Origin of the sequence: Flavobacterium profundi (genome assembly GCF_006491645.1) — a bacterium.
GTDB classification, from domain to species: domain Bacteria; phylum Bacteroidota; class Bacteroidia; order Flavobacteriales; family Flavobacteriaceae; genus Flavobacterium; species Flavobacterium profundi.
On sequence record NZ_VDCZ01000013.1, the window covers coordinates 40,713 to 65,137 of the forward strand.

Annotated in this window: 14 protein-coding genes; 8 read left to right on the forward strand and 6 right to left on the reverse strand. The window is 32.4% G+C overall.

Going from position 1 to position 24,425, the window contains the following annotated elements; all coding sequences use genetic code 11:
- The first annotated feature begins 88 nt into the window (after positions 1-88).
- The 8 genes from FHG05_RS15295 (at position 89) to FHG05_RS15330 (ending at position 8,454) form a co-directional block, all read left to right on the forward strand.
- Positions 89-2,155 (forward strand): ATP-binding protein, encoded by a 2,067-nt coding sequence (locus tag FHG05_RS15295; RefSeq protein WP_140998980.1) that lies wholly within the window; start codon positions 89-91, stop codon positions 2,153-2,155.
- 609 nt (positions 2,156-2,764) lie between these two features.
- Positions 2,765-3,220, forward strand: a complete 456-nt coding sequence (locus FHG05_RS15300; protein ID WP_140998981.1) for a hypothetical protein — start codon at positions 2,765-2,767, stop codon at positions 3,218-3,220.
- Positions 3,221-3,240: 20 nt separating this feature from the next.
- On the forward strand, positions 3,241-3,567 hold the full coding sequence (locus FHG05_RS15305; protein WP_140998982.1) for a hypothetical protein: 327 nt from the start codon (positions 3,241-3,243) through the stop codon (positions 3,565-3,567).
- 5 nt (positions 3,568-3,572) lie between these two features.
- Positions 3,573-4,610: a patatin-like phospholipase family protein gene (locus FHG05_RS15310; protein WP_140998983.1), complete on the forward strand. Its 1,038-nt coding sequence runs from the start codon at positions 3,573-3,575 to the stop codon at positions 4,608-4,610.
- Between the two features lie 120 nt (positions 4,611-4,730).
- Positions 4,731-5,102, forward strand: a complete 372-nt coding sequence (gene rnpA / locus FHG05_RS15315) for a ribonuclease P protein component (protein ID WP_140998984.1) — start codon at positions 4,731-4,733, stop codon at positions 5,100-5,102.
- 72 nt (positions 5,103-5,174) lie between these two features.
- On the forward strand, positions 5,175-5,993 hold the full coding sequence (locus FHG05_RS15320; RefSeq protein ID WP_140998985.1) for a DUF4349 domain-containing protein: 819 nt from the start codon (positions 5,175-5,177) through the stop codon (positions 5,991-5,993).
- On the forward strand, positions 5,993-7,627 hold the full coding sequence (locus tag FHG05_RS15325; RefSeq protein ID WP_140998986.1) for a S41 family peptidase: 1,635 nt from the start codon (positions 5,993-5,995) through the stop codon (positions 7,625-7,627). Before FHG05_RS15320 ends, FHG05_RS15325 begins: the two co-directional genes overlap by 1 nt.
- A 2-nt stretch (positions 7,628-7,629) precedes the next feature.
- Positions 7,630-8,454, forward strand: coding sequence for an OmpA family protein (locus tag FHG05_RS15330; protein WP_140998987.1), 825 nt, complete (start codon positions 7,630-7,632; stop codon positions 8,452-8,454).
- Here FHG05_RS15330 and FHG05_RS15335 read toward each other — a convergent pair.
- From FHG05_RS15335 to FHG05_RS15360, 6 genes are all read right to left on the reverse strand, one after another.
- Positions 8,451-8,903 carry a GNAT family N-acetyltransferase gene (locus tag FHG05_RS15335; protein WP_140998988.1) on the reverse strand — a complete coding sequence of 151 codons (453 nt, stop codon included), beginning with the start codon at positions 8,901-8,903 and terminating at the stop codon, positions 8,451-8,453. The two genes, FHG05_RS15330 and FHG05_RS15335, sit on opposite strands and share 4 nt — an antisense overlap.
- A 71-nt stretch (positions 8,904-8,974) precedes the next feature.
- A complete protein-coding gene (locus FHG05_RS15340; RefSeq protein ID WP_140998989.1) occupies positions 8,975-9,955 on the reverse strand; it encodes a DUF4837 family protein in 981 nt (326 codons plus the stop codon).
- Positions 9,956-9,967: 12 nt separating this feature from the next.
- Positions 9,968-11,470, reverse strand: coding sequence for a lytic transglycosylase domain-containing protein (locus tag FHG05_RS15345; protein ID WP_317130151.1), 1,503 nt, complete (start codon positions 11,468-11,470; stop codon positions 9,968-9,970).
- Positions 11,471-11,532: 62 nt separating this feature from the next.
- Positions 11,533-12,723 carry a phosphoglycerate kinase gene (locus tag FHG05_RS15350; RefSeq protein WP_140998990.1) on the reverse strand — a complete coding sequence of 397 codons (1,191 nt, stop codon included), beginning with the start codon at positions 12,721-12,723 and terminating at the stop codon, positions 11,533-11,535.
- Between the two features lie 88 nt (positions 12,724-12,811).
- Positions 12,812-13,765, reverse strand: coding sequence for a PorP/SprF family type IX secretion system membrane protein (locus FHG05_RS15355; RefSeq protein ID WP_140998991.1), 954 nt, complete (start codon positions 13,763-13,765; stop codon positions 12,812-12,814).
- A 53-nt stretch (positions 13,766-13,818) separates the two neighbouring features.
- Positions 13,819-24,369 (reverse strand): T9SS type B sorting domain-containing protein, encoded by a 10,551-nt coding sequence (locus FHG05_RS15360; RefSeq protein ID WP_140998992.1) that lies wholly within the window; start codon positions 24,367-24,369, stop codon positions 13,819-13,821.
- Positions 24,370-24,425 lie beyond the last annotated feature (56 nt).

A 24,425-nucleotide genomic window follows, 5' to 3' on the forward strand; every position in this document is an offset into this window, starting at 1 on the left:
TTTATAACTATTTATTAATGGAATAAGCTGTTCAAGATTGAATTTGTATTAAAATTCTTCCTATATTTATAGTATGAATTAAGCCCATATGAAGTTACTCAAAATCATTTCTTTATTCATAACAATTTTGTTACTATTATGGGCAACTTCTTGTTCAGACACTTCTTTTCTGTCTTCAAAAGAAAAAAAATATTTAGCAAATCACGACAGTATTAAAGTAGCTGTTTTTCCTTATTATCCACCCTATCAATTTACTAATGATCAAGGTGAAATGGATGGAATTTATGTTGATTTTTTAGAATTAATTGAACAAAAAATAGAATATAAGTTTCAAAGAGTGTATTATACAGATTGGGAAAAAGTATTGACTGATGCGAAAACCCATAAAGTGGACATGATTCTTGAAATTCAACAAACAAAAGATAAAGAAAGTTTTTTGGTCTTTTATCCTCCTTTGTTTGAATCCAAACATGCCATAGTTCAGCGAAAAGACGCTACACCTATTACTAACTTAAAACAATTTGGTAAAGATCAAAAGCTTATTTTACCTTATCAATATTCTATAGTAGAGATTATTCAAAAAAAATATCCCCATATTACAATTGGTTTTGGTAAAGATGAATTGGAATGCTTACAAAAAGTTAATTCTGGAGAATATGATGCTTATGTAGGACCGAAGGCTGTCATAAAATATTTGATTACTAAAAACAATCTGAAAGATGTTGGTATCTCTTCTGAACTACCATTTTCTTATAGCCCAGGTTTTGCAGTAGCTAAAAATGATACTGATTTACAAAATATCATCAAAAAAAGTCTGAATAGTATTTCAAATGAAGAAAAAAAATTAATTATAGACAATTGGCTTTTTAATGTCGTAACACCTTTTTATGAAAAACCTAATTTCTGGATATGGGTAACCATTTCTATTGTGTTTTTACTATTGGTTATCATCTTAATAAATCGCTACTTAAAATTTAAAATTAAACAACGTACGCGGCAATTGCGAATTGCGAAAGAAAAAGCAGAAGAAAGTGATCGCTTGAAAACCAATTTTATTCAAAATATCTCTCATGAAATTAGAACACCTATGAACGGTATTATTGGTTTTTCCGAATTATTGCAAAAAGAAAATTTAACGCTAGAAGAACAACGAGAATTTGCTAAAATTATTGCGAATAATAGCAAGGAACTTATCGTAAGTATAGATAATATTTTAGAAATTGCTAAACTACAAACTGAAAAAATCACCATCAAACCTGAAGAAATTGATTTAGATGCTTTATTTGAAACTATTTACAAAAAATACCAACATAAAGCGAAAGAAAAAAACATTCATTTTGTTGTGGAAAGCCAATTGGATAAAGAAGCCGAACACGTATTAATTGATAAACCCAAACTTTTTAAGATTCTTTTAAACCTTATTGATAATGCTATAAAATTTACCAAAGTTGGTTCCATTATAATTGAATATACTGTAGAAGCTGATTCTATCATTATTACCATTAAAGACAGTGGCATTGGTATTAAAAAGAGAGATCAAGAAACTATTTTCAATATTTTTACACAATCTGAAAAAGAAATAGCAAAAAATTATGGTGGACTAGGCTTAGGACTTTCAATTGCTAAAAAAAATGCTGATTTAATAGGTGGCAAAATTACTTTTGAGTCTCTTGAAGGTCAAGGTACGACTTTTACAGTACTATTACCCTTCATTCCTGTACATAAATCTCATTCTAAAACTGCTGAAATACAAACTCCACCCAAAGAAAAACCAGAAAAACATATCATCTTAATTGCTGAAGATGGCGATGTGAATTTTTTATTTTTAAAAACGGTTTTAACCAAAATGCCTGAATTTAATTTTGTGATACATCGAGCCGAAAATGGAAGAAAAGCAGTAGATATTTGCGAAGAAAACTCACAAATCGAATTGGTGTTGATGGATATTAAAATGCCTATTATGGATGGTTATGAAGCTACTCAAAAAATAAAAAAAATTCGCCCTAAATTACCTGTTATTGCTCAAACTGCTTACTCAACTGAAGAAGATATTAAAAAAGCAATTGAAGCCGGCTGCGATGATTTTATTTCCAAACCTATTGATAAAAATATATTAAAACCTATTTTATCTAGATTCATTTTCAAGACCACATAATTATCAAACATTTTTTTGAGTCGACTACATTATTGATAGTACCTTTATTTTACATTCAATTATTACAACACATTTATTATTGAATGCTTTACATTTTAAATTGAATTCTAAGACTACAGAACGTTTTTGAGCGATAATTATTAAAATTGTTATTTCTTTTTGTTATAGAAAGAAGAATCAAATTCTTAAAAAAGAATTGTCTTTAAATTTAAAATTAAGTGTTTTTATGCTCAGAATTCCTTTGTTTTGAAATTTTTAATCCGTTATGAAAGCAAGGTGTGCATGATTTTTTTCAATTAAAACATTTGATACTATGATAAACATAGTAGGCTCGTATAAACTAAAACAAATTAATAAATTAAGATTATTTTCTTTGTTTTTTATTTGTTTATTAGATTATTTTCTATTATATTTGTATTGTTAATTTAAACGCTGCAATACTGGATAAATTAATTTCTGCTTAACAAAAAAATCAAGAAGGTTATATAATCGGATATTTTAATCATTTAACTTTTTTTAAAAAAAAGATAAAAAGGATTATGTAATTTTATAAGCAAGCAAATACAAGAAATATTTCTTACTATAAATCACAAACAAAAAAACACAGACATGAAAACATTTCAAATTAAAATTGCACTATTCACGTTGTTACTATTACAAGGGTGTCAAGCTATTAAAACAGCTGTTTACGATCAGTATTCCTATCAAAAAACAACAGAATTAAAAGTAGAAACGCTACTGGCTATTGATAACGCAACTACTTCTTTTGAAAAACATCAACAAATGGTTGAGAAAGTTCTTTTAGATATGGAAAAATTAAAAGAATATGAAAAGAACAAACCCAATAACGAAATTACTTTTTCAATGTGGTCAATCATGACCGATTCAGAGAAAAATTTAGTTGCTGGTTTTTTCAAACGATGGAAGGAAAAACAAATTCTATCTCCTGCATTTGTTACAGAAGCTAAAAAGCAAATTGAAGAAGCATTCAACTTATTAATTGAATATGAAGTAAAAAAAGACAAAACTTCAAAAGATAATTTATTAGCATTAATTTCAGCATAACAAACATACACCTAAACATCATGGACATTGAAAAATTAATTAAGGAATTAAAGGAAGCACTTTTAACCTTATTGGGAAACAAGTACAAAGAATTTAAACCAGAAATACAAAAGGACATTACCGTATTTCTAAAAGAGTCAGAAGAAAAATTAAAACGTTGGGTTCAGCTTTTAGCAGAGGATTCCATCACAAAAGAGGAATTTGAATGGCTGTTAAAAAGTCAGAAAGACTTAGTTTCCTTAAAAGCTTTACAAACTGTAGGTGTTTCGAAAATTAGATTAAACAATATAAAAAACAGTATCCTAAAAACAATATTTGATATTGTATTAGCAGCAGTTATAAAATAAAAAAAATGGCAAAAAAAATCAGAGTATTAAGTTTAGATGGTGGTGGAATTAGAGGGATTATTACAGCTGTGGTTTTAAAATACATACAAGAACAATTACAAAGAATTGACAATCCAAATGCAAAAATTGGTGATTATTTTGATTTAGTTGCTGGAAGCAGCACAGGAGGGTTATTAACAGCAATCCTATTATTTCCAGACAACACCAAAAGCGCAAAGTTTTCAGTAGAAGCAGCCTTAGATTTGTATGCAAAAAAAGGAGATTCAATTTTTAATGTTTCGTTTTGGGAAGAAATTATTAATCCGTTTGGTTTATTTAATGAAAAGATTTCACAACGCAATTTAGAACGTCAATTAAAAGAGGTATTTGGAGATTTAAAATTAAACGAATTGATAAAACCTTGCTTGATTACAACCTATGATATCAATCAAAGAAAATCAAAGTTTTTTTGCAGTCATGAAGCCTATACGCCCTTAGAAAATTTTTATGTAAGAGATGTTTGTAGAGCAACTAGTGCAGCACCAACTTATTTTGAGCCTGCCAAAATTAAATCGCTTTACGATCAAGAATTTACCTTAATTGATGGTGGTGTGTATGCGAATAATCCAGCGATGTGTGCCTATGCTGAAGCCAGAAAAATTCCTTTTTCTAAGGTATTGCATGACACTCAAAAAATTGATTATCCAGACATTAATGACATGATAATTGTATCTATCGGAACTGGAGAAGTTTTAAAGCCCTACACCTTTGAAAAATTTGAAAATGCAGGTAAAATCAAATGGATATCCCCTTTAATTGATATTTTATTATCTGCCAATGCGGAGACTGTAAATTATCATTTGTCTAAAATGTATGAATCACTTGGTCCAAGAAACAAAAGGAATTATTATCGATTAATGCCTCAATTACGAAATGCTTCACCAGAAATGGATGACACCTCGAAAAAAAACATTTACGAACTCATACAAGCAGGTTTGTATTTTATAGATCAAAACCGAAAAACATTAAATGAAATTGCAAAAAAACTAGTTAAATACAAATAATCAATTTTTCGAATATATTCTATATCACTAGAATTACATTTAATTACAAAACCAAAACAAAAGTGCATAATGTATGCACTTTTGTTTTTCTTACTTATCTTTACACCCTTTTTAAAAAATATGGATTTTAGTTACCCAAAAAACGAAAAGCTTAAAAGCAAAACCACTATCGATTTACTCTTTTCAGAGGGAAAATCGGTATCGAAATATCCCTTGCGTTTGGTTTATGTAGAAAATCCATCCGATACTGAATTTTTAAAATTCGGGGTTTCAGTGTCAAAAAAATACTTTAAAAAAGCAGTTGATCGCAACTATTACAAAAGAGTTCTAAGAGAATGTTATCGATTGAATAAGTCGCTTTTATTGGAAAACATAGAAAAAAACTACGCGATTATGTTTTTTTATCAAACCAAAGACCGTTTACCTTATTCTGAAATTCATCAAAAAACGATACTTTTGTTTGAAAAGTTTATTGCTGAGATAAAAAAATAAGTCTTTTGGCTAAGTTTTTGTAGCATATTTAATCTTATCTTTAATTGTTATTCAAACTAATTCTTTTTGCTTATGAAAACTTTTTGTTTGCGTTTTTTTATGTGTTTGCTTTTTATTTCTTGTAAAGAAAATTTTACAGAAGTGGATGTAGCTGAAAACACCTCATCCTTTTCTAACATTTCCAATTTATCTGAACCAGTAAGAGAAGAAAGTATTAACAAGTTAATGACACATGATTTAAAAATCATTAAAACGGCTCGTTTACGCTATCCAACTCAAGATTTAAAAACAAGCTTTGAAACCCTTTCCAAAGTAGCAAAAATTTACAAAGCCTATATACAAAACGATAATTCCGGAACAGATTATGGTTCTTACTATCGCAATGTAACAATTCGCATTCCAAATACGCATTTTGATGCTTTTATTACGGAAATTAGTAAAGGAGTAACGCATTTCGATGTTAAGGAAATTGCAGCACAAGATGTTACTGAAGAATTTGTAGATGTTACCGCTCGTTTGAAAGCGAAACGTAACTTAGAAAGTCGCTATTTAGAGATTGTGAAAAAAGCGACAAAAGTGAGTGAAATTTTAGAAATTGAAAAAGAATTATCCAAAATAAGGGAAGAAATAGAAGTTGCAGAAGGAAGACTACACTATTTGGAAAATCGTGTTGCTATGAGTACTATTTCAATTGAAATGTATACTGAAAAAGCAGAAGGAACAGGAACTAGAGTTTCCTATGGAAGTAAAATGTGGAATGCTATTACATCTGGTTTTAATGGTTTGTCAAGTTTCTTTCTTGGATTGCTACAAATTTGGCCATTTATCCTTATTTTCGTAGTAGTTTTCATTTTCGTACGAAGAAAAATTAGAAATAAAAAGAAATTATAATGAAACGATTTTTAGCAAAAAAATATATTCTAACTGTTTTAAGTATTGGTTTATTAGTAACTGCCGCAAGTTTTAAAAATGATTTTTTTGAAATTGCCAAACAAATTGAAATATTTACAGAAGCATTCAAAACAGTAAATCAAAATTATGTAGATGAAACCAATCCTGGCGAATTGATGGATATAGCTATAAAAAACATGTTGGCCGATTTGGATCCTTATACGGTTTTTTTTAACGAGCAAGATGTTTTAAAATTCAAAATCAACAATACTGGTGAATATACGGGTATTGGTGCCATGGTGCAACGAAAAGACGGTCGCGTTTTTTTGAAAGAAATCTATAAAGGTTTTCCAGCTGATAAAGCAGGTTTAAAACCAGGTGATGAAATTACGCAAATAGGCGATATCAATTTAAAAGAATACAAAGAAGACGCTTCTCAATTATTAAGAGGTACCAAAAACACCAAAGTAGCCATTACTTTTGAAAGACAAGGAAAAAAACAAAATACAGTAATTGTTTTAGATGAAGTTGAGGTAAAAGCAGTTCCTTTTTATTCTTTATTAGACGATAAAACAGGTTATATTGTACTTTCCAAATTTACTGAAAAAGCCAGTAGTGAAACTAAAGCTGCACTGCTTGATCTAAAGGCAAAAGGAGCTACTAAAATCATCTTAGACTTAAGAGGAAATCCAGGCGGTTTACTACATGAAGCTGTCAATATTTGTAATCTATTTGTACCAAAAGGGGAAACCATAGTTACCACAAAATCTAAAAATGAGAAGCACAACAATACGTATAAAACCAATAATGCTCCTATAGATCTTGAAATACCATTAGCTGTTTTAATTGATGGAAGTAGTGCTTCTGCTTCTGAAATTGTTTCGGGAGCTTTACAAGATTTAGACCGTGCTGTAGTGGTTGGTAATAGAAGTTTTGGAAAAGGTTTGGTGCAACGTCCTTTAAATTTATCATATGGAACTCAAGTAAAAGTAACCATTTCAAGATATTACACCCCTTCTGGAAGATGTATTCAAGCTTTGGATTATGCACATAAAGATGCGAATGGTAAAGCCATAAAAATTGATAAAAGCAACTTTAATGCTTTTAAAACTAAAGGTGGAAGAGTTGTTTATGATGGTGGTGGTGTGCTACCTGATGTCATCGTGGAAGAAACGAAAAAAAGCGCTGTTACTGATGCATTAGTGAAAAATGATGCTGTTTTTGACTATGCAACTACTTTGTATTATAAAAACCCCAACCTTACTGGTATTCCTACTATTTCTGAGGCTGATTTTACTACATTTAAAACGTTTATTAAACAAGAGAAATACAGTTTAGATAGTGAAACTGGTAAAGCTTTGAAAGAATTATTAGATAAAGCCAAAAAAGAAAGCATAGATGGTGCTATTACTGCAGAATATAAAGCGATGCAATTAGCTTTAGAAAAAAGTCAGGATGTGGAAGTAACCAAAAATAAAGAAGACTTTAAAAAACTCCTACAAGAAGAATTAATTACACGCTATCAATACAAAGAGGGTTTGTATGAGTATTACACTCAAAAAGATATTGAAATTGCTAAAGCGAAAGCTGTCCTTAATGATCTCAATCAATACCATGGCATTCTAAAACAGTAACTATGAAAAAAAAGGTACTTCTTCTTTTGCTGCTAACCCTATCCAATTTAAGCGCGCAAGAAGAGGAAGTACATTCTCTGTACTTTGAATTCGACAGGTTTGACTTAAAAGAGATTCAAATTCAATCTTTACTTGATTTTATTCGAAAACTAGACACGACAACAATTAAAACAATTGAAATCTTTGGCTACTGTGATGACAGAGGAAAAGATGCTTATAATTTTACACTTTCTAACCATAGAGCACAAACTGTAAAGACGAAATTATTAGAAAATGGCATTAAGAATAAAATAATCATAACCATAGAAGGCAAAGGTCGCATTCTAATTGATGATGATGTTTTAGAGAACATTCCCGAAGTGCGATCCAAAAACAGAAGAGTAGATGTTGTGATTAATTATAAACCTGTAACCGTTGAAAGTCTAAAAATTCCTGGTGTTTATAGCAGCATTCCTGAACAACCTGTAGCAGGAGATCGCATCTACTTAGAAAAACTACTTTTTGATAGAGGAAGCAGTAAACTATCCACAGATGCCAAAAAAGAATTAGATCGGTTGGCCAAACAATTGCATAAATTTAAAAATATTGAATTTGAGATTCAAGGTCATGTATGTTGCATTCCTTATTATCAAAAGGAAGCTATCGATCGCGATTCTAAAAAAAGAGAACTTTCCATTAATAGAGCTATAGTAGTCTATGAATACCTTTTTAAGAAAAAAATTAAAAAAGAACGCATGACACACAAAGGCTATGGCAATAGTCAACCTTTAAAAAAAGGGCCACAATTTGACAGAAGAGTAGAAATTGTGATAACCAAAGTGAATTAACCTCGTTTCATTTGAATGTGTGGAATATCATCTTCTAAATACATTTCACTCGTTTGAATAAAGCCTAATGATTGGTAAAATTTAGTCAGGTATTGCTGTGCAGAAATTGTGATTTTTGTTTCCTTAAAATACTCTTTTACAGCTGAAATAGAAACCTCCATTAATTGATAGCCCCATTTTTTATCTCTGTATTTTGGACTCACCACCACTCTTCCAATAGAGGCTTCATCAAAATAATATCCTTTATCAAAAATACGCGTATAAGCCACAATTTCATCATTGTAAAACCCAATTACATGAATGGCTTTGGAATCTTTACCATCTATGTCTTGATAAACGCAGTTTTGCTCCACTACAAAGACTTCTGAACGTAGTTGTAGTAAATTATATAATTCTTGTAGAGAAAGTTCGTTAAAACGCTTAATTTTAAATTGAATGGTTGAGTTCATGTTTTTTAAAAGAAAAATCTCATTAACCTAGGTTGAATGAGATTTATATTATGCTGACAAAATTAAGTTATTTATTTTAAAAATTTAACTGATTTTATAATAGCTTCTAATTCGAAAACCAAATCACGCTTGGATTTAGATGGATTATAAGTAAAGCCTTCTAAAACTAAGAAACGGTTGTTTTTAGGGTCTTTAATAGCATAATTGATAAATGGTCCACCCATGAAATCATTTTTAAGATACCAATTCCCTTTGGTTTCATACGTGTCTCTTCCAGTAAGTGTAATATTGAAGAAGTTAGGTGCATAGGCTTCTTCCGTTACCATCCAAGTGTTGTCAAGAGTACCGTGTATAAATTGCTTTCCTATGGAGTCACGCATTTTTACAATATTATTAACTACATTAGAATCGTTTTCAATAATATTGATTGGCATTTCATAAACTAAAATACTATTATAGCCTGTACTAAATTCTTTTCTAATCCATAAAAAATTATCTTTAACCATATCATATTTATAACCATGTCCAATGGTCAAAGCCACACCAAAACGATCTCTAACTTTTTGATCTGTAATAGCCGCTTTATTTAATCGGATTTGATTTTCAACAATTTCACCTTCTTTAATTTTTTGAATTATTTCATTCGCTTTCTTTTCTAAAGTAGCTAAGATTTCATCTTTATTTTTTCCAACGATATAAAAAACTTGTTGGGGTTTAGCAAATTCATCTTTCTTCGCACTAAAACCACTTTGATTGCTTTTTTCAACCACTATAATATTTCTTGAATTTCTAACAAACCCTTCAAATATTTTAGTGGGATACTGATTTAAGGTAAATAATGGCTCTTCGTTTTGTAAACCATCAACTGGAGCAGCAAATTTCTTTCGGATACTATCACCAATTTCTCCATTCCAAAGATTTTCATCAATGATAATGGAAACATTATTTATTTTACCATTTGATTCTGTTAAAACAGCATTTTTTTCAGCCTCGTTATCTTTACAAGACGATAATAAAATTAAACTTAAAAAAGCAATCCCTAATTTTTTCATACAAGCGGTTATTTATCCGTTAATATTGAGTTTCATACCTGGTCTAATATTATTACCACTAATACCGTTCCATTTTTTTATATCTTCAGCAGAAATTCCCGGAAATTTTTTTGCGATAGAGTACAACGAGTCTCCTTTTTTAACCTTATATACCTGATTACTAGCGTTATTACTAGTGTTTGAATAACTATTTGTAGACACTCTTTCAGTAGAAAATATTTTTAAATTTTTTCCAGCTTGTATCGAATTTCCTCTTAAATTATTCCAATTTTTTAATTGTGTAATGGTTACGTTGTATTTATTAGCAATTGAACCTAAGCTTTCTCCACTTCTAATTTTATGGTATTTAGTAGTACTGACTAAAGCTCCCTCAGACATATTAGGCAAAATTGTTTTCTCTTTAAAAGAATCTAAATAATCCACATAGGCATATACTTTTTCTTCATTTGAAACAAATAAACCTAATTTGTTTTTTGGTAAACGAAGATAATGGGCTTTATCATCTTGATAAGGTATAATATCCAATTTATAAATCGGATTTAAGAAAGCAATTTGTTCAATAGGTACATCTAAAATTTCAGAAATTTGTTCAAATGAAATTCTACGTTTCACCATAATGGTGTCTGTTTCAAAATATGTTAATGGAGCTTTTTGAGGTTTGAATTTATGTTCTTTATGATATTCATAAATATACATTGTAGCTAAAAAAGCAGGAACATAATTAGCAGTTTCTCTTGGTAAATTCTTTCGTATGTTCCAATAGTTTTGACTACCTCCTGAACGACGTATCGCTTTAGAAACATTACCAGGGCCCGCATTATAAGAAGCTAAAACCATACTCCAATCACCAAAAATGCGATATAAACTAGATAAATATTGACAGGCTGCTTCAGTTGCTTTAAGAGGGTCATAACGTTCATCTACAAATGAATTAACTTCAAGGTCGAATTGTTTACCAGTTGGATACATAAATTGCCATAAACCGGTTGCACCTACACGAGATTTTGCTTTAGGGTTTAATGCAGATTCCACTATTGCCAAATATTTGATTTCAAGAGGCACATCATATTTGGCTAAATGCTCTTCAAACATTGGAAAATAATATTCTGAAATAGCCATTAAACGTTCGTAGGCACCTTGTCTTTTTTTCAAAAATGTTTTAATCACATTCTCCAATGCAGGATTATATTCAATGATAAAAGGGGATTTATCATCTAGTCTTTTTAAACGCTTTTTTAAGACATCTGTAGATAAATCGAAAGCAACGGTTGAATCGATATCTATTTCTGTGACATCAGTATACATGTCTTCAAAAATTTCTTCATTAGACAATTCAGCTAACCATCGTTCATCAATACAATTGCTAGTATTATGATTGGTAAAAGTGGTTTTAATTGAATCTAGATAGGCCATTTTCAAGACCGCAACATCAACATTTTCTTTTTTTAAATCTTGAGCAAATGAAACACTTGCTAATAAAGATAAAATACTTGTATATAATTTTTTATTCATCATTTTAGTTTTAGTTTAATTAGGGGCTTATTTACTATAACTAATAATTACTTATTATTTTATTTTTAATCTTCTAAAATCGCTGCAATACCTGGTAATACTCTACCTTCTAACATTTCCAACATGGCACCACCGCCAGTTGATACATAACTCATTTTGGGTTCTAAACCAAACTGTTTAACCGCTGCCACGCTGTCACCTCCACCAACTAATGAAAATGCTCCATTTTTAGTAGCTTCTGCAATGGATTCACCCAAAGCTATAGTACCTTTAGAAAAGGTATCCATTTCAAAAACACCTAAAGGTCCATTCCATAAAATTGTTTTTGAATCGTTTAAAATTCTATCAAATATAGCAAGTGATTTTGGACCTGCATCCAAACCTTGCCATCCATCAGGAATTTGCTTTACATCAACAACTTGAGTATTGGCGTCATTAGAAAATGCATCAGCTGCAACAACATCTACAGGTAAATGTATTTGAACACCCTTTTCTTTCGCTTGTTTTAATATTTCAATGGCTAAATCTAATTTATCATCTTCACAAATAGAATTGCCTATTTGACCTCCTAAAGCCTTTACAAATGTAAATGTCATTCCTCCACCAATTATCATATGATTCACTTTATCCAAGATATTCTCAATAACAGTAATTTTTGAAGAAACTTTACTTCCACCAAGAATTGCTGTAACAGGCTTCTCAGAATTAGTAAGCACTTTATTAATGCTTTCAATTTCTTTTGCTAATAAGAAACCAAAACATTTTTTATTAGGAAAAAATTGAGCAATAATAGTAGTTGATGCATGAGCTCTGTGAGCTGTTCCAAAAGCATCATTTACATAAATATCTCCAAAGTTAGCTAATTTTTCAGCAAATGCAACATCTCCTTTTTCTTCTTCACTATAAAAACGTAAATTTTCCAACAGTAAAATTTCGCCTGAAGCTAAATTTGCAACTTCTTGTTCAACAGCTGAACCGATACAATCAGAAACAAATTTTATTTTCTTTTGAAGTACTTTTTCGACTGCTTCTACAATATGTTTTAAAGAGTATTGTTCTTCAAAGCCTTTTGGTCTTCCAAGGTGACTCATTAGAATAACACTTCCACCATCTGCAATGATTTTATCGATTGTTGGTTTAGCCGCTTCAATACGAGTGGTATCAGTTACTTTAAAATGTTCGTCTAAAGGAACATTAAAATCAACTCTTATAATAGCTTTTTGATTATTAAAGTTAAAATCGTGTAGTGTTTTCATGAAGTAAATAGATGTTTTATTTAAATAATTAAAGTTTACTATAATCTAAAAAAAGACTATAGTAAACTTCAAAAGTAAGAGTTTATTTTTAATATACAATTCTATTTTGCGTACAAGGACAATTACTTAGACTTTGTAAAAAGTCGAAACCAATTGTGATCATGTGCGTACCTGAATTATAGGATAGCAATTCATTTGTATTAATTTGGTAAGAATAACCAAAATAAAAGTTACTTTTTCTTCCACCAATTACTGGTCCGACTGTTACAGGAGTTAAAGATTGTTCATTTAAGAATCTAGCAGTAGCACCAATCCAAAAATAATCTTCATAAAAATGCTTTTTGAATTTAATGTTTAAGTCAGTAGTAGAACGACCATCACTTTGATAATATTGAACTAAAGCGGAAGGTTCAATTTCAAAAGTAGATCCACTTCTTCTCAATTTACCACCAAAGTATACTTGATGATTTAATAATAAATCAGGTTCTAAGAAATTAATATCTCGTATGTTTTTGTCCAAAATATTAGACGCATTGTAGCTAATAAAGAAATCTTTGTAACGGTACAAGAAACCAATATCAAAGTTATAATTCTGTGTGGCTCTATCACCATTAATGGCTGGGTCTAATTGATTGCTAAAGTTTTCAATATCAATTCTAAAGTGATTTAAATTAAAAGACACCCCTAAAGACAAGTATTGCTCAGAATCATAATCTAAAATTAAGTGCTGTGCAAAAGAGAATTTAGCACCATATTGCCTCGTATTTCCATTTTTATCATTATATGCAAAAAGACCTACACCAGAACGATCAGCGATTCGAAAATCAGCTGCAAGTGATTGATTAATAGGAGAATCTTTAATTCCAACCCACTGGGTTAAACCATTCAATCTAATTCTAGCATTATCACCAATACCAGCAAAAGTAGGAGATAAAGAAAAAGGGTTGTCGGCTAAGTACTGTGTTTGTTGCGGAATTGTAAGCTCTTGTGCTTGCAATTGGCTTAAACCAAGTAGTATTAAAAATAGGGCTACTTTTTTCATTTTCATATTTTTTTAATACTAAGCCTATTTTTCAATAGGCTTAGCTTTCTTTATTATCTATATAATGTGAAATTACCAACAAATTCTCTTGCGTCAGTTTCACCGTTTAATTTTAACACATACCAGTAGTCACCAGATGGTAATTCATTACCCATGTAAGTACCGTCCCAAGATTCTCCAGGATGTAATGTAATAATTTTTCTACTATATCTATCAAAAACATAAGTAACCGCTTTTGGATAGTTATCTAAATAATTTGGACTCCATCCATCATTATTTCCATCACCATTCGGAGTAAAGTAATCTGGAATATCTACATCATAGAATTCAAAGAATTGTGTATCTGTATCATTACAACCATAAATATCTGTAACGATAACCGTATAATTGTCTGTTTGATTATAGAAATAAACATTATTAGATCCTTCATATACCACTCCATTACTATTAATTACAGTATAGGTATAAGGTGGTGTTCCACCAGTTGCTGTTACAGTAAACTGATTCAATCCACTTTGAACAAATGACGTAATCGTTGGTGTAGTTGGTAAAACTATATCGAAACTAATTGCTGGTGTTTGACAACCATTAGCATGAGTAACAGTAGCTGTATGGCTTCCTGCGGCTACCCCTACAAAAACATTATCTCCTTGTTGAGGTGCAAAAACAGCTCCATTATCAAGTTCAAAAGTAAGATCATTAATATCTAAATCAGTGTTATATAGTACTGTTACAGTGGCAATAGGTACATTGTTGTCACATTCTACGTCATATCTCACACTAGCCTGAATATCAACTCCTGGATTAATTGTAAATTGAACAGGATACACACAAGTAATTGTTGAATCTTTAATAAAATATTCATACTCTCCTGGTGCAAGATTTGGTAAACTAAAGTCACCCGTTAAAGAAGTTAGAGTAAAAGTTGGATTAGTAAGAGAATCTGTTAGTGTATAACCCGTTGTTCCAGGAGTACCTCCAGATATCGTAAATGCTGCCGAACCTCCATCTCCACTACAAATTTCATCAAATACGTTAAGACTAGTTAATACAAATGGTTCTGCATTATCAATTGTAAATGGTAACGGCCCAACCGAACAACCGTTTTCATCTTGAACAAATACCCAATAATCACCTGGAGTTAAATCTGTGAAATATCCAGAATTAACAATTTCTAATGGGTCAGTTGATGTTAAGTCATCCGTAATAGAATATTGAATTGTACCTGTTCCTCCAGATGCTACAACTGTTATAGTACCATCAATAGGATTATCAAAACAAGAAACAGGAGTAGCAATTGAACTACTATCATCAATATCTATAGGAGTAGGCTCAGTTACTGTAATCGATGCTGTTTGAGAACAATCTCCACCTGTTACAGTTATTGTATAAGATCCTGCTTCAACTCCTTCAAATACACCTGGAGAAGTTTGAACAACACCTGATGTAGGTGGGCTAATAGAATAAACATAATTACCTAGACCATTTGTCGCTGTTGCAATAACTGTTGTGGTAGAGCCTGCACAAGAAATCTCTTGAATTGGTTCAACATCAATTGCAATTGGAAGAACTGGTTCAACTGTAATTGAGTTAGAAACAACTACAATACAATTGTTTGCATCCACCACATAATACTGATAAGTACCTGCTGGAACTGTAAATGTAATACTTGCTCCTCCAAAAGGTGTAAATGATCCATTAGGAGAAGTACTCCAACTATAAGGTGCTGTTCCACCCATTGCAGTCAACTCTAAAATAGCGTCTGTTTGACAAGTTGGGTTATAAATTTGAGCTAAAGTAGCTGCTACTTGGTTTGCTGGTTCTGTAATAGTTACATTAGTAGTTGTAAAGTCACAATTAAATGAATCTGTAATCGTTACATTATACGTTCCTGCACCAATATTTGTGAATACGTTACTTGTTTGAGGAGCAGAAGATGTTCCAGTAGTAACATTATTTAAAACATATAAATATCCACTACCATAACCTCCAGTAGTATTTGAAACAGTAATTGTTGCATTTGTATCACCCACACATGCAAGAGCCGTTGGTACAGCACTTATCAGTGCATCTATAGGATTTGGTATTACTAAAGTAACATTATCAGAAACTATACATCCTAAATTGTCTCTAACACTAACAGTAAATGTTCCTGCACCAAGATTTTCAAAATAAGCATTTGATGACCATGAAGGTGTTACACCTGGACCTTGAATTTGATATTCATAAGGACCACCCCATCCATTAGATCCTACTGCTGAAATAGTACCATCATTCACTGGGTTACAAGTAATAGGTGTACTGTTCAATACTAAACTTAAAGCTGTAGTAGGTTGTGTAATCGTAAAACTAGTTGTTGCAGGACAGTTTGGACTATTCGTTAAGGTAGTCACTAATTGATATATTCCTGCAGCTAAACCTGTTACAGTAAATGGTCCTGCGTTTGGACTATTTCCTGAAGTAACAAGAGTATTGCTGGCATCATATATTTCATATGCAAATGGTCCAGCATCATTAGTTGGTGTCAAGTTTTGATCTACGAAAGTAAAGCTTACGCTACCATCATTACCTCCAAAACAAGTAACATTATTATTAACTGTAGCGTTTACAACAAATGTATTAGGATTAAACACATAATGAATTGTTTCAACACTACATCCTGTTATTTGATTTAGAATTGTTATGTTATAGTTACCAATGTCTAATCCACTAAAATTAGGATTGTCTATTTGTGTAACATTATATGGATTGTTTATTCCTGTTACTGTATACGATAATGGACTTGGTAAAGTTGTAGCCACACCATTAATAGAAGCATTCACATTAATTGTAATTGCTTCTAAAGTTGTACAAGTAATAGGGCTAGTAACCGTAATAGTTGGATTAGAAATTTCTACAAATGGAGCAATTGTTGCTGTTGTAGAACCTAAACAACCATTGTTATCGTACACGTTAATAATATATGAACCACCTGCCTCATTGGCTGTGATAAAAGTATTGCTAGTTCCAGATTGAAGCACGCTATTGTTAGCACTATTGATAAATACATAGTTAATATAAGTACCTGAACCACCTGTTACACCCGTTACCACAATTGAAGCATTGTTTACGGTATTTGTTCCAGCGTTACAAGCAAATTCTGTAACGGTTGGAGCAGGTACCACAATAGGAGCTGGTTCATTAACATTAATGTTTAAAGTAGTTGTACAACCTCTACCCGAAGTAACCACAATTGTATAAGCACCCGCAGGTAAATTATTAAACACATTTGTAGTTTGAGCTGGGAATGTTACTGGTCCAGCTGTAATTTCATACGTGTATACAGGATCTGGGTTACTACCTGTTAAAGTAATCGTTATTACACCATTTGAAGCACCATTACAAGTTACATCTACCACTGAACTCGTTACAGATGGATTAGTTGGTTGCGTTAACGTAATATTTGATGTAATAATACAACCGGTTGTATTATCAGTAATAGTTACCGTATAAGTTCCTGCTGGAACATTAGAGAACACATTGCCCGCTTGTGTTATAGGCGCTCCATTAGGAGTAATAGTATAAGTATAGTTTCCTGAACCACCTGCTGCATTTACAGTAATAATACCATCACTTACACCACAGTTTCCTGTAGCAGCAATTGAGGGAATAATAGTTGCATTCAATGGAGGATAAATGGTAATACTTTCTGTTTCTGTACAACCGTTAGCATCTCTAATAGTTACAGTATGTGTTCCAGCATTTAATCCAGAAACTGTGAAAGGATTACTTGCTTGAGAAGTGAAACCACCACCATCAACACTATATGTAAAAGGAGCAATTCCTACAGCTACATTCGTGCTTACTTGTATGCTATAACTTCCATTATTTGTATTACATAAAGTAGCCGGGTTTAAAGTAACTGTTATATCTGGACTAGAATCTGTTGGTACAAATAAACTTGTAAATGGTTGCGTACATCCATTCGCATCTTGAATATAGATATCATAAGTACCACCAGCTAAATTATTGAACACGTTAGACGATTGTCCTGGCCAAGTTGTTGGTACTGGACTACCACCTGTTACGATTTGATATGTATATGGAGGTGTACCATTTGAACCTGTAACTGTTATTTGCCCAGCTTCCGCACATAAATTATCATTATGTGTTACTGCAGCTGTTACAGACAATAGTACTGGAGATTCAGAAATGGTAAAGTTAGCTGAAGTTTGGGTACATCCGTTGTTTGGACCACCCACCTCAGTGAATAAAACAAAATATTGACCTGGAGGTAACACTCCAAAGTTATTAATTGTTGCTGGTGCACCACCAGTATAATTTCCTACACCACCAACAGGAGTATTATTTAAAGCTTGATAGATTTGATACGTGAAACCTGTACCAGAGAACCCATTAACCGTGAAGGAAACACTTCCATCATTTGCTCCTGTACAAGTTACATTATGCGGTGTAATATTTGATGTAATACTTGAAGGAGTTGGAACTGGACCAGTTGCTGTCTCAAAATAATAACAATTTGTAGTTTCATCATAAACAATAAAACTATACGTTACACCAGGAATTAAGTTTGTAAATGTAGAACATAATCCTGTTGGATCACTTACATCAGCATTTTGATATCCTGGTCCTGGATAAGTAGGATATGGCGGGATTGCAGGCGATAAATCTTGATAAATTGCAAAATGATAAGGTCCACCTGCTAGTGAAGTATTTACACAAACTCTTATTGTACCACCTGAAGTACAATCTGCTGTTGGTGTAGAAATATCAATATTTAAACTATTTGGAGGTGAAGCAATGATGATATTATTTTGTACTAAAACACAACCATTAGCATCTACGACTTCCACAGTATAAATACCAAAATTTAGAATTGCAAAGGAATGATCTTCACCAACAGTTGCTGAATATGTATCTGAAAACGTTCCAGTAGAATTATAAATATTATATGTATATGGTGCTGTTCCACCTGTAACATTGGTTACATCTATAGAACCTGGTTCAGTACCTGTAACACCACATTGAATATCTGTTTTAACTATGGTAAAATTAATAGGATCTGGTTCTGTTAGCATAATTGTAGTTGTTTCAGTACAAGAATTTGCATCAGTAACAGTTACGGTATAAGTACCCGCAGTTAATCCTGTAAAATTATTATTTGTAGTTGGCCCACTTCCAATATCATAGGTATAAGGAGGTAAACCACCTGAAGCTGTTACGGTGAACGCTCCGTTTGAATCACCATTACATAAATTAAATGCAGTTTGTGTTGCTACAGGAGCATTTAAAATAGGTAACGGAATAACTGTAACGGTACTGGTTGTAACGGTACAACCAATAGCATCCGTAATAACAAACTGATAATCACCAGGATTAGAAGTTGTATATGTAAAAGTACCTCCTGTTGCAATAGCTGCACTTAAAGGTCCTGCATTATAAGAAACTTGATAGGTGTATGGTGCATTACCACCATTAATTGTTACATCAATATCAGCATCTGGAGAAGCTGTACAGTCTAATCCATTCGTTAATACTGCATCAGCAATTAATTGAGGAGCAATAGTTACAGCTGCTAAGGTAACTTCACAACCATAATCGTCTCTTACAGTAATCGTATAAGTTCCTGGTGTAACTGTAAATGTATTACTAGTACCAAAAGTACCACCATTCATACTATAAGTATAAGGAGCAACACCTCCTGAAGCCGTTACTACTAAAGTAGCACCGTTTGTTCCATCATAACATAAATCAGATGATGCATCGATTACCGCTGTTGGAGCTGTTGGTGTAGGAATCGTAATTGCTACATCAATTGGATCAGTACATAATAAAGCATCTTGTACGACCACAATATAATCACCTGGAGGCAAATTTGAAAATACATTGTTAGCACCAAATACACTTCCGTTATATGGATTTCCTAATCCATCTTGTAATTGATATTGATAGTTTGGTGTACCTCCTGAAGCAGAAGCTGTAATGGTACCTCCATTTAAACATGTTGCAGGACTAGACAAAACAGCACCAGCAACTAAAGCCGTTGGTTCTCCAATAGTTTGTGTAAATGGGAACGTACAAGGTGTTGAAGATAAATCATATTGAATATCTATTGTATAGGTATCTCCAGGTAAGTTGGAAATAGTAAAAGGCGAAGTAAATACATTTACAGGTCCTGTTACTACTCCACCAGAAGTGGTAATTGTATAATAATAGCCAAGAGTCGCATCAAAGTTTTGAGCTGCAATAGTAATTGAACCATCATTTGCTCCATTACAACTTACATCACTAGCATTTGTGATTTGAGCAGAGAATGCTTGGTTACAATCTACTAGAACTGGGAATTCTACTTCGGTAATACAAGCGATTGGCTCTTGACGCACATAAATATCATCTATAGCTGCATCATTACCTTGATACAATATACTTCCAGAACGAATATTGAAAGTTAAAGTTGTGTTATTACCTGGATTTAAAGACAATGTTTGAAATTGCCAACCATCTGTTATATTGTCAATTATACCAGTTGCTTGAGAAGCTACAACATTACCAGATGGATCAACTAATTCTAATATAAAATCAGGATCAGCCCCACTATTACCTGCATTTAATAAATTAGCTACATATAAATCTACCAATACTGGCTGATTAGGTAATACGCTGTTAATTTGTTTACTATATAAGATTCCGTAATTTCCTGCTGCAGAACCAATGTTTACTGCTAAAAATCTACCATTTGGATCTGGTACACCTGTTAATACTTGAGTATGATCTCTATACGGATACCAAGCACAGTTATTCGGTATAATTTTACTTGTTACACTATATTGATTGTCTTCAATAGTATAGGATCCACATATTGGAGAATATCCTGGAATGGTATTATTCCCACATGGCGTAGAAGCAGGGTAAGGTTGGCTATTCCAACAATATGCAGCAGCAATACCAGGAGTAGTTGTATTTGCACCCGAACCGAAATCTTCTCTTAATAAATCACTATAAGTAGGGATATTTAAATTTTGATATTGAACTGTAACTGTATGAGGACCACAAGGAACGTTTACAAAAACATTCGCAGGTGTATTTGTATTTGGGTTACCATCTAGTAAATAAGTGTACGCAAAATTACCACCATTATTATTTACTGTAATAGTAGTTGTTGCTGTACCATCACAATTATAATCAGGATCTTCAACTGTAATCGTTGGATCTTGAGGTGCTGGATCAATTGTTACTTGATAACAAGCGGTACAAGTAGTTGAATTTGCATCTCTAATACATACTGTATGTGTACCTGGTGCTACATAAGCTTCACTAGCTGTACCCCAATTAATACCTCCATCAAAACTGTATTCATAAACACCACTACCACCTTGAGGGTTCGTAATTCTAACCCTTCCTTCGCCATTTGGTCCACAACCTGCCAATTCAGAAACACCCGCAGAAGCTTCAACTGCATTTGCTGGTTCGTCAATAACTATTGTTTGAACAGCTGTTAAACAAGTTGTTCCGTTTAGTGAATATTGAATTTGCGCTTCATAAGTACCCGATACTAAATTTGAGAAAACTGGATTGTTTCCAAATGAAGCAGGATTTGGAGGAGTCGTTACACTATATAATATAGTATAACCATTAGTATTAGTTACATTGAAAGCAATTTCTCCAGTTGCACCACCATTACATAAAACATCAGTAGTAGTAATTGTGAACTCTGGTGCTGGTATTGCATCAATAGTTACTGTAGTTTGCGCGGTACAGTTATTGTTATCAGTAACTGTAAAAGTATATGTTCCTCCAGTAGTAATTACAAAATTAGGTACTGTATATAAATCTTGATCTCCACTAATTTGATAAATATAAGGAGGTGTTCCTCCTACTGGATATAAAGTAATTTCTCCATCTGTACAAGTAAGTGGTATGGTTACCGCTCCAGTTACAATTAATAAAGGAGGATCTGAAATCGTAATATCTTGAGTATAGGTACAACCATCAGTTGTAGAAACATTCAAGGTATAATTCCCTGCATTTAAATTAGAGAATGTATAATCATTAACATCAATTGGACCTGCATTTGCAAATGGATTTCCGTTAAGTAATAATTGATAGGTGTATTGAGGATCTACATTGTTTACTTGAACTCGGATTTCACCTTTATCACCATTACATAAAGCATCTTGAACAATCACATCCACTGTAAAATCTCTCAAATTCACAACTACATTTGGTATCGTGAATAAACAGTTACCTACACCACCACCAATTTGTTGCGTATAAACTGTATAAGTACCAGGAGATACACTTGTAAATACATTATCCGTTTGCCAGTTTACATTATCAATACTAAACATATAACCAGTAGCTGGAACACCATTTACAGTAATGGTTCCAGGGGTAGTACAAATTTGATCGGTAGCAACAGCTGTTGGTGTAAATAAATTTTTATATACATTAAAGTAATACCTTCTAAAACATCCATTTTGGAAAGTAATTGTTACTCGATACTCACCTGCATTTACTGCATTAAAGTATGCATCAGTTGACACTTGTGTCCAATCTGCATTAGGACAGTTTGTATTTGGACATGTTGAAGGAGGAGTTGTAGTACAGTTTGCCGTAGTACTTAAAACCTCCCAAACAAGACTTGCATTTACAATTCCGGAATCTATTAATTGACTATCAGAAGCACCACATAAGAAAATTTTAGGCAGTTCAGATCCATCGATAGGACAAATATCAACTTGGTCTGCGTATGGTATAACTGGGTTAGGAGCTACTCCGTTAAAATCTACTACATTAAAAGTTTCTACTATAGACAAGCAAGGAGCTGGTGCTGTATTTACAACACTATACGTACCTGTTGTAGTAGCTGTATACGATTGGTTGGTTGCTCCATTAATAATATTACCTGCATTTGGTGGTGAACCACTGTACCACTGATAAGAACTATAACCAGAACCTGCAGTAAGTGTTACAGAAGAACCACATAAAATTTCTTCAGACTCAAAAGTACAGTCATCAATATCAGCAATGAAATTTGTTGCTCCAGGTGTTGGAAATAAACAAGCGTTTATACCGGAAGCACTCGGTTGTTGATTTTCAACAAGATTACCTGAAGTTGAACTATAATACGTTTTGTAAGCTGTATTTGTAATTTCATTCGAACAAGCGTCTCTTAAATCATAACAGTTCTCTGCTACTCTTACTCGTATTCTAATGGTGTATTCTGCTCCAAATTCTGTTACTAAACTATTTGGAATATTGAACACCATTGGACTTATTGTTGGATCTGCTGGAGCAATAACTCCTGGAGCACCGGTTACATCTACACTTAATGGAGTTACGTTAACAGGAAATACATCTGTTAATGTAAAATTAATAGCATCGTCATTTCCAATATTTTGAAACGTTAATTCATAAATGATTTCTTGACCTAAAGCAACAGTAGTGTTACCAATATCATTACCATTTAAATCCAATACTCTTTTAACTAAATTAATTTGAGGTTGAATTACTTCAATAGCGAAGGCATTCATGTAGTAAACATACGAATCATTATTTGTTTGCAGACGTATGGTGGCACTGGTGGCGCTATTTGCAATTACTGAATTTCCAGGATTTGGTACATTAATAATACCTGCATCAAAACCTAGTAAGTTAGAACTAGCAATATTCCTATCTGTATAAGCACCATTGATATCATTTATGGTTGCATTAAAAAAGTTATTAGCTGGTCGAGTAGGAATCGTCATACTCACTCCATTTACTCTTAATCGGTCATCAGTATATGCTCTATCTCCTTCCAAAGCAGCAAAAGCCAATTGAGCTCTTACGGGTCCAATTGGAATAGAGTTAAAACCAGTAATTGGAATATCTAAAGCAGGGTCTCCACTACGAATATTACTAAATCCAGAAAAAATATCTATATTTTTTGCAGTAGTTAAAGGGTCTTCATATACTATAATTAAATTCCAACCTCCTGAAGTATTACTACCTAATCCTGCTTGAATATTAGCAACACCATAGGTTCCATTAGCACTTGGCAAAGCTTGTAATAGATTTGTTACTTCAAAATAAGCAGCATATCCATAATTTGGGTTAGAAACAATTCCACTTGTTCCTTCTGTATAAGTGTCAAAAATGGTTGTTCCAGTAATGTCAACATAATTTCCTCCAGGAACTTTAAACTTAACCTGATTTAATTTGGTTCTATCAACAATAACTCCAGGATCTGTAGGGTCATTATAAACTCCAGCCCAAAATAATCCTGCAAATCGAATTTGATAACAACCAGCATTTGCTACAGGAATGGTTAAATTTGCGGTAGTCGAATTGAAGGTGGAGGCATCTCCATCAATGTCGATAAACTGCATATTTGTTCCATTATTATTCCCAGTACCATTATATGGGTTGTTTGGACTTTGGGAATTAGTTTGTCTATTTAGGATATTATTTCCTATTTGCAACATATTCCCTTTTAATCCTTGAAAGGAACCATTGGCTACAGTGGTAAATGGCACATAATTTTGTTGGGCAAAAATAGTCGAACTCATCAAAATGGCGATGAGAAAAACTATTTGTTTTAGTAGGGTAGTTTTAATTTTCATAGTATTTAGATTTTAAGACCGTTAAAAGTAATAAAAATTTTAATATAAAATTAACA